Origin of the sequence: Shimia abyssi (genome assembly GCF_003014475.1) — a bacterium.
Taxonomy (GTDB): domain Bacteria; phylum Pseudomonadota; class Alphaproteobacteria; order Rhodobacterales; family Rhodobacteraceae; genus Shimia; species Shimia abyssi.
In genome coordinates this window covers 174,883-187,881 of sequence record NZ_PYGJ01000004.1, presented here as the reverse complement: position 1 = coordinate 187,881, position 12,999 = coordinate 174,883, and the positions used below count along the sequence as shown (strand labels likewise).

The 12,999-nt window shown below is 55.5% G+C and carries 14 protein-coding genes; 9 read left to right on the top strand and 5 right to left on the bottom strand.

The window, feature by feature from the left end; translation table 11 throughout:
* Nucleotides 1-4: 4 nt before the first annotated feature.
* The 3 genes from preA (at nucleotide 5) to CLV88_RS09425 (ending at nucleotide 3,165) form a co-directional block, all read left to right on the top strand.
* A complete protein-coding gene (gene preA, locus CLV88_RS09440; RefSeq protein ID WP_106608137.1) occupies nucleotides 5-1,309 on the top strand; it encodes an NAD-dependent dihydropyrimidine dehydrogenase subunit PreA in 1,305 nt (434 codons plus the stop codon).
* A 788-nt stretch (nucleotides 1,310-2,097) separates the two neighbouring features.
* Nucleotides 2,098-2,313: an SDR family oxidoreductase gene (locus CLV88_RS23570; protein ID WP_106608135.1), complete on the top strand. Its 216-nt coding sequence runs from the start codon at nucleotides 2,098-2,100 to the stop codon at nucleotides 2,311-2,313.
* 9 nt (nucleotides 2,314-2,322) lie between these two features.
* Nucleotides 2,323-3,165: a fumarylacetoacetate hydrolase family protein gene (locus tag CLV88_RS09425; protein ID WP_106608134.1), complete on the top strand. Its 843-nt coding sequence runs from the start codon at nucleotides 2,323-2,325 to the stop codon at nucleotides 3,163-3,165.
* A gap of 339 nt (nucleotides 3,166-3,504) precedes the next feature.
* On the opposite strand, the gene CLV88_RS09420 is transcribed toward CLV88_RS09425, so the two are convergent.
* The 4 genes from CLV88_RS09420 to CLV88_RS09405 all read right to left on the bottom strand — a co-directional run bounded on the left by CLV88_RS09420 (nucleotide 3,505) and on the right by CLV88_RS09405 (nucleotide 6,494).
* The gene (locus CLV88_RS09420; RefSeq protein ID WP_106608133.1) at nucleotides 3,505-3,762 is read right to left on the bottom strand and encodes a hypothetical protein; all 258 of its coding nucleotides are present in this window, start codon (nucleotides 3,760-3,762) and stop codon (nucleotides 3,505-3,507) included.
* A gap of 191 nt (nucleotides 3,763-3,953) precedes the next feature.
* Complete coding sequence (locus CLV88_RS09415; RefSeq protein ID WP_106608132.1) at nucleotides 3,954-5,117, bottom strand: MFS transporter; 1,164 nt, start codon at nucleotides 5,115-5,117, stop codon at nucleotides 3,954-3,956.
* The gene (locus CLV88_RS09410; protein ID WP_106608131.1) at nucleotides 5,114-5,743 is read right to left on the bottom strand and encodes a TetR family transcriptional regulator C-terminal domain-containing protein; all 630 of its coding nucleotides are present in this window, start codon (nucleotides 5,741-5,743) and stop codon (nucleotides 5,114-5,116) included. The genes CLV88_RS09415 and CLV88_RS09410 overlap by 4 nt, the downstream gene beginning before the upstream one ends.
* A gap of 103 nt (nucleotides 5,744-5,846) precedes the next feature.
* Nucleotides 5,847-6,494: a TetR/AcrR family transcriptional regulator gene (locus CLV88_RS09405; RefSeq protein WP_106608249.1), complete on the bottom strand. Its 648-nt coding sequence runs from the start codon at nucleotides 6,492-6,494 to the stop codon at nucleotides 5,847-5,849.
* A 131-nt stretch (nucleotides 6,495-6,625) separates the two neighbouring features.
* Between CLV88_RS09405 and CLV88_RS09400 the strand changes: the two genes are divergently transcribed.
* Together CLV88_RS09400 and hydA are read left to right on the top strand one after the other, a co-directional pair.
* Nucleotides 6,626-7,876, top strand: coding sequence for a Zn-dependent hydrolase (locus CLV88_RS09400; RefSeq protein ID WP_106608130.1), 1,251 nt, complete (start codon nucleotides 6,626-6,628; stop codon nucleotides 7,874-7,876).
* A gap of 202 nt (nucleotides 7,877-8,078) precedes the next feature.
* Complete coding sequence (gene hydA, locus CLV88_RS09395) at nucleotides 8,079-9,533, top strand: dihydropyrimidinase (RefSeq protein WP_106608129.1); 1,455 nt, start codon at nucleotides 8,079-8,081, stop codon at nucleotides 9,531-9,533.
* A gap of 5 nt (nucleotides 9,534-9,538) precedes the next feature.
* Here hydA and CLV88_RS09390 read toward each other — a convergent pair whose 3' ends face one another.
* Nucleotides 9,539-9,952 (bottom strand): cupin domain-containing protein, encoded by a 414-nt coding sequence (locus CLV88_RS09390; RefSeq protein ID WP_106608128.1) that lies wholly within the window; start codon nucleotides 9,950-9,952, stop codon nucleotides 9,539-9,541.
* 32 nt (nucleotides 9,953-9,984) lie between these two features.
* On the opposite strand from CLV88_RS09390, the gene CLV88_RS09385 reads away from it, so the two are divergent.
* From CLV88_RS09385 to CLV88_RS09370, 4 genes are read left to right on the top strand one after another with little or no spacing between them, the layout of a single operon-like run.
* Nucleotides 9,985-10,788: an ABC transporter ATP-binding protein gene (locus tag CLV88_RS09385; protein ID WP_106608127.1), complete on the top strand. Its 804-nt coding sequence runs from the start codon at nucleotides 9,985-9,987 to the stop codon at nucleotides 10,786-10,788.
* Nucleotides 10,781-11,212, top strand: a complete 432-nt coding sequence (locus CLV88_RS09380) for a GNAT family N-acetyltransferase (RefSeq protein WP_106608248.1) — start codon at nucleotides 10,781-10,783, stop codon at nucleotides 11,210-11,212. The genes CLV88_RS09385 and CLV88_RS09380 overlap by 8 nt, the downstream gene beginning before the upstream one ends.
* Nucleotides 11,209-12,141: an ABC transporter permease gene (locus CLV88_RS09375; protein ID WP_106608126.1), complete on the top strand. Its 933-nt coding sequence runs from the start codon at nucleotides 11,209-11,211 to the stop codon at nucleotides 12,139-12,141. Before CLV88_RS09380 ends, CLV88_RS09375 begins: the two co-directional genes overlap by 4 nt.
* A complete protein-coding gene (locus tag CLV88_RS09370; protein WP_106608125.1) occupies nucleotides 12,138-12,983 on the top strand; it encodes an ABC transporter permease in 846 nt (281 codons plus the stop codon). The genes CLV88_RS09375 and CLV88_RS09370 overlap by 4 nt, the downstream gene beginning before the upstream one ends.
* Nucleotides 12,984-12,999: the final 16 nt, after the last annotated feature.

Below are 12,999 nucleotides of genomic sequence, written 5' to 3'. Positions count from 1 at the left end.
CAAAATGGCCAATCTCGAAAGTGACTTTGTCGGGATCAAATCCCCAAACCCGTTCTGGCTCGCGTCTGCGCCACCTACGGACAAGGAATACAACGTACGCCGTGCCTTTGAAGCGGGCTGGGGTGGTGTTGTCTGGAAAACGTTGGGGGCCGAGGGGCCGCCCGTCGTCAATGTGAATGGCCCGCGTTATGGCGCGATTTTTGGCGCGGATCGCCGGTTGCTGGGCTTGAACAATATCGAGTTGATCACGGATCGCCCACTTGAGGTGAACCTTGAGGAGATGTTGCGGGTCAAGCGCGACTATCCCGATCACGCCTTGATCGCGTCCGTCATGGTGCCCTGCGAAGAGGATGAGTGGAAACGCATCCTGCCCATGATTGCGGAGACTGGGTGTGACGGGTTCGAGCTGAACTTTGGCTGTCCACATGGCATGGCCGAGCGTGGCATGGGCTCTGCCGTAGGGCAGGTGCCTGAATACATCGAAATGGTCGCGCGCTGGTGCAAAGAGGCAACGGATCTGCCGGTGATTGTCAAACTGACCCCCAATATCACCAATGTGCTCTACCCAGCCGAAGCGGCGCTCAAGGGTGGTGCGGATGCGGTCAGCCTGATCAACACGATCAACTCGATCACTTCGGTCGATCTGGACATGATGAGCCCGGAGCCGATGATCGATGGCAAGGGCACGCATGGCGGCTATTGCGGCCCGGCGGTGAAGCCAATTGCGATGAACATGGTGGCTGAAATCGCGCGCAATCCGGCCACAGCGCGTTTGCCAATCTCGGGTATTGGCGGCATCACCACGTGGCGCGATGCGGCTGAATTCATGGCGCTGGGCGCAGGCAATGTGCAGGTCTGCACGGCTGCAATGACCTATGGCTTCAAAATCGTGCAAGAGATGATTTCCGGCCTCAGCCAGTGGATGGATGAAAAGGGTTATGAAAGCACCGCCGATTTTGTCGGCATGGCCACGCCAAACGTAACCGACTGGCAATACCTGAACCTCAATCATGTGACCAAGGCAGTTATTAATCAGGATGATTGCATCAAATGTGGACGCTGCTATGCGGCGTGCGAGGACACCTCGCATCAGGCCATCGCCATGTCCGAGGATCGCACCTTTACGGTTAAGGATGACGAATGCGTCGCCTGTAATCTGTGCGTGAATGTTTGCCCGGTCGAAGGCTGCATCACCATGCGCACGCTGGAAGCGGGCGAGATGGACGAGCGCACCGGCCAACCAGTGGCCCCGGATTACGGCAATTGGACCACGCATCCCAACAACCCGTCAGCACAGGCTGCGGAATAGGGTTTGCTCTTGGTCAGATCTGGAATGCGGCACCCTACGGGGTAAAGCGTCTCAGGGGAACATCGTTTTCCACAACACCTGCCGGTTAAACTGCGGCGGGTGTTTTTTTGCCGAACAGGCGGATTTTTTTGTTGGATCATCGCAAGCGTCAGGAGCACTTTGCAAGCCCAACTTCGACGGCGGCATCGACCAAAGGCGTGAATTCATTGAAACGGGTGCCCCGTTATCGATTGCAGGAGCTTGTTGCCATTGCTGCGATCGGGCCAGCCGTTTTGCTAAAGCTTTATCATTCCCGAATAAATTTCGAACAGGAAGGTTTTGCAGCGGTAAAGCTCGGTTAACTGAGGCTTTACCCCTTTAGGCGATAACATTAGCGCAATTGTGAACGTTCATGCAGATGAAACGAACCCGTCAGCGGTGAGAAAAGTGATGTCGAAATTGTCTAACCTGTGTGGCGTCAGAACCTACAGGAATTTGTTAGTGTTATGAGCAACGGACGATTACTGGTTCAACGTAACCTTCATAGATTGAAAATGAACAAAAACTCCGGAATGTCGATTTTCCCCCTCTGACACACACGCGAGCACTATTCAGCCGAAGAAAACATACATTCGTTTCCGAAACATGGGCAGGCGCGGACATTTGCAGCTTAAAGAGAGAATGTTCGCTGTCTGGTTAATCGAGCAGCCAGCCATGAAAACACCGACCAGTTATGCTCTTGCATTTTTGGGTGCGAAAACAATCAGCTAGTGCCATCGCGTCGAAAGGGCTGTCCTAAGTTCAGAGACATGCGAGTCCCTGCCGCCAATGCGCAGTCCTTGCCAAATAGAAACCGCGTTTGCGCTGAGAACAGGAAGGCGCGTGCTGATTTCGAAGCAAGACAACCGATGAAACGGCTTGGCACACCTGAAGAAGTGGCCGAGATGGCCTGCTTTTTTGCTTCTGAGCGCGCAGCATTTACAACCGGCGGTGAGTATATGATTGACGGCGGGTGGACAATTTAGGAGCAGGTAATGAAACTACTGAGAATTGGAAATCCCGGCGAAGAAAAACCAGCGATCGTCGATACGAATGGCATCTGGAGAGATGCTTCGACGCTTGTTAGTGATTGGAGTGATGCGGCACTGGATCCGACCAAACTGTCGGAGCTGTCCAAAGTGGACCTGACGTCTCTTCCAGAAATTGCCCAAGATCAACGGATCGGCCCGTGTGTCGGCCAAATTGGAAAGTTTATCTGTGTTGGTCTAAATTATTCCGACCATGCTGCGGAAGCTGGCATGGAACCTCCAAGCGAACCGATTTTGTTTATGAAGGCTACATCAGCTGTGTGTGGCCCGAATGACGACGTGATCATTCCCAAGGGGTCCGTCAATTCAGACTGGGAAGTTGAGCTGGGTGTCATCATCGGTAAAGCGGCCAGCTATGTCACCCAGGCAGATGCCTTGGACTATGTGGCTGGGTATTGCGTGGTGAATGATCTTTCCGAACGTGAGTTTCAGCTGGAACGCGGCGGTCAATGGGTTAAGGGCAAAAGCGCGGATACATTTGGCCCGATCGGTCCATGGCTGGTGACGGCGGATGAGGTAGGTGACCCGCAAGCACTGACTATGAACCTTAGTGTGAATGGGCATGAATTTCAGAATGGTACGACCGAAACCATGATCTTTGGTGTTGCACATCTGATCTCCTACATTTCACAATACATGAGCCTGCAACCCGGTGACGTCATCAGCACGGGCACACCACCCGGCGTCGGCATGGGGCAAAACCCGCAAGTTTACCTTAAACCTGGCGATATAATTGAGCTGAGTATTCAGAAGCTTGGCGCGCAGAAACAGAAAGTGGTCGCACTCTGAGGTGACGAAACTTGAATGAAAATCGCTGGTCGCAAGTGAAGTTGCGGCCAGCTCTGTGTCGCGCTGGAAAGCACCGAATTATCTGCGCGATTGGCAGCCCGACACATCAGCTGTTTATAGAAAAATCGAGATACGGTTTGGAATAGTTTTTGGCAGCACACCGCACGGTAAACGCCGGCTCTCAGCGCATTGCCGTCATCTGTTCTTTTGGTAGCTCGCAGTCAATTTTGCTAACTGAACACATGTGTCAATAACACAAGCCATTGCCAAACTGCGGGCAAAAACCAGTGCACTTAAGAGAAGCAATGTTAGCAGGCCTTTACGTCTTTGCCCGTCGGGTCAACGCATAGCGCTTAAGTTGGCAATAAGCATATCGCGCTTTTGGTCCATCTGCTCTTGAAGCTTATGGACCAAGTCTGCCTCTGGACCACAGCAGACGACAGCGGTTTCCTTTAATTCGCGATGCGTTCGGTGCGAAGTGTCGAGCATCGCCTTTTTGACAATCCCCAGAATTTCCGCCTTCTCGTCGCCTGGAAGATCAGAAAGGGCCTTGTCCATTTCCACCGTTACTCTCTCAATAAGGTTTTCAAGGTTCATCGATTGGTCTCCAGCTTTCTTGAGAATTACTCGGCCCGATTGCAGATTGTTGTTCTGCTCCGTTCATATCTGATCCATCGCCTTTCGCCAACTGCCAAGGTCATTAGCTTCAGTTGGCTGGATGTCGGTTTGTAAAAATTCCCATGACGGCTATGGGCTTTCGTCAAACCTATTTTTGCATAGTCACGGTCCTATCGAGGTGCGCGTAGAACGCCCGCCATCCAGATCGTGGCAATGGCCAAAAGACCAAGCAGGGCGAAAGAGACCCGCAGTGACGAGAGTGCGGCCACGAAGCCGATAATCGGCGGGCCAAGCAGGATGCCTCCGTAGCTGAGTGTGGCCACGCGCGCGATGGCGGCAGCTTGAGGCAGGTCGGGGTCATTGGCAGCGCGGGAAAAGGCCAGCGGCACCACCAGCCCATAACCCAGGCCAAGAAAGGCCAAGCCGACCATCGTCATATGAGGGGTTGCAAAACCGACGATCAGCGTCACGCCAATCAAGGCTGCCACGCCACTTAGCCGTGTCGCAATCACAGGTCCAAACAACTTGGTCAGGAACGCGCCAGACAGGCGTACCACAACCATCGTGCAGGAAAACACCGCAAAGCCCGCTGCTGCGAAGCTTTCTGAGGCCAGCGTTACGTCACGCAGATAAATCGCGCTCCAGTCGGCCATTGCCCCTTCGCCAAGTGTTGAGCAGAAACACAGTAACCCAACAAGCAATAATGGCCCTTTGGGCAGGGGGAAAAGCGGGCCTTCGTGATGTGGCCTAGTCTCGGACTGCCAAGGGATGTTTGCAATCCAAAGGGTCAAGGCTGCGACGGCAGTGCCTGCGATCAAAAAATGCGGCAAGGGCGAAAGAGAGAACGCAATTGCGGCCACACCGCTCATGGCACCGACCCCGGCGCCAAAGCTCCAAACAGCATGAAAGGCGGGCATGATCGTTTTGCCTGAGGCCCGATCGGATTCCGCCGCCCACGCGTTCATCGCCACGTCCATCGCGCCATGGGTGGCGCCAAACAGAAACAGCGCAATCGCCAGACAGGCAAGGTTGGGTGACAACGCAATTGCCATCAAGCACAGCGCATTGCCCAGCCCCAATAGGCGCGACATAGGAGCTGCTCCATGTTTGTCCGTCAGGCGCCCGGCAATCGGAAAGGCCAAAATGGCCCCGGCTGCCAGCAACAACAAAAGCGCGCCCAGCGTGGCGTGATTGAGCGCCATTGCGTCCTTGAAGGCCGGTATGCGCGAGGCCCACATGCCATAAAGCGCGCCATTTAGCGCAAAAAGTCCGGCCACGGCGCGAATTCCCGGCCAATGCGATGCGGAGGCGCGGGCACCTGTGTGTTTTGTCATGGGGTAAGAACTTTTTTAAACATCATTTCTAGATGGCCATCAGCATCGTTGAGAATGTCGGCTTGATCACCCATGAGCACCTGTACTTGTGCGTCAAAATCGGCGTAATGCTGGGTGGTTGCCCAAATCGAAAACAAGAGGTGGCGCGGATCAATCGGCGCCAGTTTTCCGTCGTCGATCCAGCGTTGGATCAGGGCAGTTTTTTCGGCAAACAATGGTTTCAGGCCCGCTTCCAGATGCGGTCCCATGCGCGGCGCGCCTTGCAGAACCTCATTGGCAAAGAGGCGGCTTTCGCGTGGATAATCGCGGGTCATCTCGACTTTGCGGCGGACATAAGCGAGGATTTCATTCAGCGGGTCGCCATCGGGATCCATATGGTCAAGTGGGTCGAGCCAGGTTTCCATAAGCTGGTTGAGAAGCGTGACGTGGATGTCTTCCTTGCCCTCAAAATAGTAGAGAATATTGGGTTTAGAGAGCCCGGCCTCGTCCGCGATCTGGTCCAGCGTGGCGCCACGATAGCCGTGACGCGAAAACACGTTCAGCGCTGCATCAAGGATACGGCCGCGATTGCGCTGTTGAATGCGGCTGGTTTTTTTACCTGTTTGTTTCGCGGGCGTCTGCGCCATGGATTGTCTTTCGTCAACTTGGTTCGGGCAACGCTAGTGCAGGTGCTCAGGCAGGTCCAGACGTGCCGTAAGTCGGACATTATTGTCCGACCTACCGGGCGTTTCAACGGGTGGCGCCGATACCGCGAAGGATTATCTGTTTTACGCTCGTTTTGGCCGCCACCCATTGGTCTTCGCTAAGCGCTGCACCACCGTTCAAAGTTTCAATTTGGTGGCCAAAATCCGCGTAATGCTGGGTTGTGGCCCATAGCATGTACAGAAGGTGATCGGGATCAACAGGGTCCATCAGGCCCTGATCGATCCATCGCCGTATCACGTCTGCGCGCCCCTTGGTCCAATCCAGAAGCGTTGTTTCCAGATAATCCTGAATGACAGGTGCACCATGCATTACCTCTGTTGCCCAGACTTTGGATCCTGCAGGATGGCGGCGCGAGATTTCCATCTTGGCGTCGATATAGGCGCCGATTCCCTCAGCAGGACCATCTGCCTTGTCAAAGATGTCCGCCGCCTGCAGCCAGATCTGAAAAATATTCTGTACGACTTGTCGATAGAGCGCTTCCTTGGTGGGGAAATAATAATGCAGATTGGCTTTTGGCAATCCGGCCACATCGGCGATAAGTTGCATTGTCGCTCCGCCAAACCCCGCTTCGGAAAAGACTTTTTCAGCTGCCGCCAAAATAAGCGTTTCGCTTTCAAGGCGGCGTTCTTTTTTGCTGCTGGCGCGTTTGGCCGGGGCGCGGGAGGAAGCCATTTCGATTGCCTCAAGAAAAATCTTGACCGGTTGGTCAGGGTGTGGTGCTTTGTTTTTGACCATACGGTCAGGAACCGAGCAAAAGCAAGAGGCCTGAAGGCCCAGCGCAAGAGAGCAAGGGAGTGAAAAGCATGGCGGCACCCGGTGAAAACCTCAAGGTGAATGGCGATCGGCTGTGGGACAGCCTGATGGAGATGGCCAAGATCGGCCCCGGCATAGCGGGTGGGAATAACCGGCAGACTGTCACGGACGAAGACGGCGAAGGGCGCGCGTTGTTCCAGAGCTGGTGCGAGGCCGTAGGCTGCAAAATGGGGTTGGATCAGATGGGCAACATGTTTGCCACCTATCCCGGGTCCGACCCCGAGGCGCTGCCGGTCTATGTCGGGTCACATCTGGATACACAGCCGACGGGCGGCAAGTATGACGGCGTACTGGGCGTTTTGGGTGGCCTCGAGATTTTGCGCACGATGAAGGATCTGGGCATCAAGACCAAGCATCCTATCGTGGTCACGAACTGGACCAACGAAGAGGGTACGCGGTACGCACCAGCAATGTTGTCGTCGGGCGTATTCGCAGGCATCCACACGCAAGAGTGGGCCTATGAGCGCGAGGATTCAGAAGGCAAGAAATTTGGCGATGAGCTGGCGCGGATCGGCTGGCGCGGTGACGAAGAAGTGGGCGCGCGCAAGATGCATGCCTTCTTTGAGTTGCATATCGAGCAGGGGCCCATTCTGGAGGCTGAAGGTAAGGATATTGGTGTTGTCACCCATGGCCAGGGGCTGAGCTGGACGCAAGTGACAATCGAGGGCAAAGATTCCCATACCGGCTCGACACCTATGCCGATGCGCAAAAATGCCGGCTTGGGCATGGCGCGCGTGTTGGAAAAGGTCGACGAGATAGCATGGAGCCACGCGCCACACGCAGTGGGCGCGGCAGGGCATATCGATGTCTATCCAAACTCGCGCAACGTTATCCCCGGCAAGGTCGTGTTCACTGTGGATTTCCGCTCGCCCGAGCTGGCGGTGATCGAGGACATGGAGGCGCGCCTGAAGGTCGAAGGCCAGAAGATCGCCGATGATATGGGGCTAACCATTAGTTTCGAGAAAGTTGGCGGGTTTGATCCGGTGGCCTTTGATGATGGCTGTGTGTCGGCAGTGCGTAGTGCAGCAGAGCGGTTGGGGTACACCCATCGCGACCTGATTTCCGGTGCGGGGCATGATGCCTGTTGGATCAACCAAGTGGCCCCAACTGCGATGGTGATGTGTCCCTGTGTCGATGGTCTTAGTCACAACGAGGCTGAGGAAATTTCGCGCCAGTGGGCAGCGGCAGGGGCGGACGTGTTGCTACATGCAGTGCTAGAGACAGCGGAGATTGTGGAGTGAACCGAAGGGCGTTTTGGGGGCCAGCCCCCAAACCCCCGAAGTATTTTTGGCAAGATGAAAGAGACTTGCTGCGTCCGTGATTGAGTTGGGTAGGCCGGCAGAACAGGGTATTGCAGTGGCCGAAGTTTGATCTGAAGGGAAGTGATCTGGACGGTTTGCGATACAAGTTCGGGTCGGAATAAGAACAACAGGGAGAGGGCGTATGTCCACAGTCATCAAGAACGGTACAATTGTTACAGCGGATCTGACGTATAAGGCGGACATATTGGTCGCAGGGGGTAGGATCGCTGAGATTGGGCCGGACCTAAAGGGTGATAAAGAGCTGGATGCGACCGGGTGTTATGTGATGCCGGGGGGGATCGACCCGCATGTGCATTTGGAAATGCCGTTCATGGGAACGTATTCTAGTGACGATTTTGAGAGTGGCACGCGGGCTGGTCTGGCTGGCGGCACAACCATGGTAGTGGATTTCTGCCTGCCCAATCCGGGCGAGAGCCTGTTGGATGCTATCAAACGCTGGGACAACAAGTCGACCCGTGCCAATTGCGATTATTCCTTCCACATGGCGGTGACTTGGTGGGGCGAGCAGGTTTTCAACGACATGAAGACCATCATTCAGGATCGCGGCATCAACACGTTTAAACATTTCCTCGCCTATAAAGGCGCGTTGATGGTGAATGATGACGAGTTGTTTGCGTCGTTTAACCGTTTGTCGGAGCTTGGCGGCATCGCAATGGTGCACGCCGAAAATGGCGATGTGGTTGCGGAGATGACAGCGAAATTGCTGGCCGAGGGCAATACCGGGCCCGAGGCGCATGCCTATTCGCGCCCCAGCCAGGTCGAGGGCGAGGCCACCAACCGGGCCATCATGATTGCCGATATGGCGGGGGTGCCGCTTTATGTCGTGCACACATCTTGTGAAGAAGCACACGAGGCGATCCGGCGGGCCAAGATGCAGGGCAAGCGCGTATGGGGTGAGCCATTGATCCAGCACCTGACTTTGGATGAGAACGAGTATTTCAACGCTGATTGGGATCATGCGGCGCGGCGCGTGATGTCGCCACCTTTCCGTAATAAACAACATCAGGACAGCCTTTGGGCCGGGTTGCAGTCCGGCTCGCTGAGCGTGGTTGCGACGGATCATTGTGCCTTTACCACCGAGCAAAAACGCACTGGGGTGGGTGATTTCAGTAAGATACCCAACGGGACCGGCGGGCTAGAGGATCGCATGCCGATGCTCTGGACCCATGGGGTGGCCACGGGCCGATTGACCCCGAACGAGTTTGTCGCCGTCACCTCGACCAATATTGCCAAAATCCTAAACTGTTACCCCAAGAAAGGTGCGGTACTGGTTGGTGCTGATGCGGATTTGGTGGTGTGGGATCCGGAGAAATCCAAGACAATCCAGGCCAGTACGCAGCAATCAGCGATTGATTACAACGTGTTCGAGGGGCACGACGTTAAGGGTCTGCCGCGCTATACGCTGACCCGTGGTCAAGTGGCCGTGAATGACGGTGAAGTGCAGACCCAAGAAGGCCACGGCAAGTTCGTGGCGCGCGAGGCCAATACCACAGTGAACAAGGCGCTGAGCACGTGGAAAGAATTGACCTCGCCGCAACCGGTGTCGCGCAGCGGTATTCCGGCGACGGGGGTGTAATGCTCTTACTGGGGCACCAAATTGTCCAGATCGGGCAAAAGCTTCACGCTTTCCTGCTCATGCGGGTCGGTGCGGGCGATGACCGCAACGGCCTCGACCGTGCCGGTGTTGATCGGCAGATGGGGCACACCCGCTGGGATGTAGATCATATCCCCGGCATTGGTCTCCATCAGGTGTTCAAGCTGATCACCCCAATACATGATCGCACTGCCCTCAAGCACGTAGATCGCGGTTTCGTGGCTTTCATGCAGATGCGCCTTGGCGCGGCCCCCCGGTGGAATGCGCAACATGTGCATGCAAATGCCTTGTGCACCGGTGGTTTCGCGGGCGACACCCGCAAAATAGTTGAAACCCTGCTTGCCTGCATATGTGCTTTTGGGGCGCAGTTTCTGGCAGGTTTTGGGCATTTCGTCCGACATTCAAATACACTCCCATCGGGGACAAGATGACTATGACTATGCAAGAAGGGGACGCATCTGTGTCAAGCGTGATCAGTGCCAAAAACCTGAGCCTGACCTTTGAAACCAATGATGGTCCGGTTCATGCGCTCAAGGATGTGACCCTTGATATCAACAAGGGCGACTTTGTCAGCTTCATCGGCCCGTCAGGTTGTGGCAAAACCACGTTTCTGCGGGTCATGGCGGACCTTGAAAAACCCACCGCCGGTGAGATCACGGTAAACGGTGTCAGCCCAGAGGAAGCCCGTAAGGCGCGCGCCTATGGTTATGTGTTCCAGCACGCAGGGCTGTACCCTTGGCGCACGATTGGCGGCAATATCCGCCTTCCGCTGGAGATCATGGGTGTGGACAAGGCGACACAAAATCAGCGCGTTACCGAGGTGCTGGAATTGGTGCATCTCGACGGGTTTGAAAAGAAATACCCATGGCAGCTTTCTGGCGGGATGCAGCAGCGCGCCTCAATCGCGCGGGCGCTGGCGTTTCATGCCGACATTTTGCTGATGGATGAACCGTTTGGTGCACTGGACGAAATCGTGCGCGATCACCTCAACGAACAGGTGCTGGACCTGTGGGCGCGCACTAATAAGACAATCGGTTTTGTGACCCATTCGATCCCCGAGGCGGTGTTTCTGTCGACCAAGATCGTAGTGATGTCGCCGCGTCCGGGCCGGATCACAGATGTTATCGAGAGCACATTGCCGCGTGAACGCCCCTTGGAAATTCGCGACAGCAAAGAGTTCATCGAGATCGCGCATCGGGTGCGCGACGGGCTGCGTGCGGGGCATGGCGATGACTGATCCCACTGTCAGGCGCGCCACGGTTGACGACATCCCGGCGATGGCACGGATCGTGACCGATTGGGAAAAGGCGACCGGGTGGATGCAGAGCCCCTATACCCACGAAGAAATCACCGGGTTTATCCGCGACGCCTTTGACGCGCGCGAAATCTGGGTCGCGGGTGCGCCGGTCGAGGCCTATCTGTCTTATGATCCCGAAACCGGCCGTATCGGCGGGATCTATTGTGCGCGTCCGGGCAAGGGGCTGGGCAAGGCGTTGATGGACACGGTCAAGAAGGGGCGCACATCCATCTGGTTGCATACCCACGTACCCAACGAAGCCGCGCAGCGGTTTTACAAACGTGAGGGGTTTGTCGAGGTATCGCGCCACGACGGCGATTTGCACGACAAGATACGTGAAATTCGGATGGAGTGGAGTGCATGAAGAATGCTGTCCCTGTTCTCTCTGTTCTGGCGGTGATTGTGGCCGCGTGGTGGCTTGCGGTTGCACCGATGAACATCCGCCCCGCATTGGATATCGCGGAGCGGGGCGGTGCGGTTGTCGTGCCCGAAGGCTCGGTGCCGCGTCGAGATGTGTCCGTCTGGAAACTGATGTTGGACAACCCCGGTCAGGTTGCAGTGGGTTATGATCTTAAACGTCCACGCTTGCCCACCCCATCACAGGTCGGTGAAGAGCTTTGGAAGACCACCGGCGCGATGGTGGCCAAGGGCCGTACTTGGTCCAAGCGGTCGCTGGTCTATCATGCGTGGGTCACGTTGCAGTCGACCTTGTGGGGGTTCATGCTAGGCACGACGATTGGAATCCTGGGCGCTGTGGCCATCGTCTATAGCCGTGTTATGGACATGAGCGTGATGCCTTGGGCCATTATCAGCCAGACCGTACCGATTGTTGCCTTGGCACCGATGATCATCGTGGTGTCCAACCAAATCGGTATTGACGGGCGCGGTGTGCCAAAGGCGATTATCTCGGCCTATCTGTGTTTCTTCCCGGTGTTGGTGTCGATGGTCAAGGGGCTGCGATCTCCGACTGCGCAGCAGCTGGACCTGTTGAAAACCTATAACACCAACGGGTTTCAGAGCTTTTTTAAGCTGCGCTTGCCAGCCAGTGTGCCGTTTCTTTTTACTGCACTGAAGGTGGGGATCGCGGCGGCCTTGGTGGGCACCATTGTTGGGGAATTGCCGACCGGTGCCATCAGCGGATTGGGCGCTCGTATCCTGATCGGAGATCAGTTTGGCACGCCTTTGGCGATTTGGTCTGCGCTGATCTGCGCGGCCATTCTCGCGGGGGCATTGGTGACACTTATTGACGTCTTACAACGTATTACGTTGCGCAGGATGGGGTTCCACACATGATCTGGATTGTTGGAATGATGGCGTTTTGGGCTGCCGCCTGGTGCATCAATGTGTGGTTGGCAAATTCCGCCCATGCCGAAAAGCGGGCGGTGCGCATTGCAGTGCCTGTGCTGTTTGGGGTCACAATTCTGGTGCTTTGGGAAGGTCTGGTGCGGGGATTTGGAGTAAGTCAGGTTATTTTGCCACCACCTAGTCAGGTCATTGTCGTCTTTGCACAATCGATGGATATTTTGTGGATCGATTTTGTGCAGACGGTGCTCAAAGGCGCTTTGCGTGGCTTTTTGATTGGCGCAACAGCCGCCTTTGTTGCGGCGCTTTTGATTGATCGCAGCGCGTTCCTGACACGCGGTTTGCTGCCAATTGGCAATTTTGTTGCCGCTTTGCCGATTGTTGGGGTCGCGCCGATTTTGGTGAACTGGTTTGGCTTTGACTGGCACTCCAAGGCAGCTGTTGTAGTGGTGATGGTGTTTTTTCCCATTCTGGTGAACACGGTGCAGGGCCTGCGCGAAACGGATGCTATGCAACGTGACCTTATGCGCACTTATGCGGCGGGCTATTTCCAGACCCTGGCCAAGCTGCGCATTCCAGCGGCGATGCCTTTTGTATTCAATGGGTTGAAGATTGCGACAACACTTGCTTTGATCGGTGCGATTGTTGCCGAATATTTTGGTTCGCCGACGCGCGGTATGGGATTTCGGATCTCGACCGGTGTTGGTAGCCTTTCGATAGATTTGGTCTGGGCCGAGATTTTTGTCTCAGCTCTGGTAGGCAGCGCCTTTTACGGGGTTGTCACATGGATCGAAAAACGGGTGACTTTTTGGCACCCTTCACAAAGAGGTTGAACAACAGCCCACATGA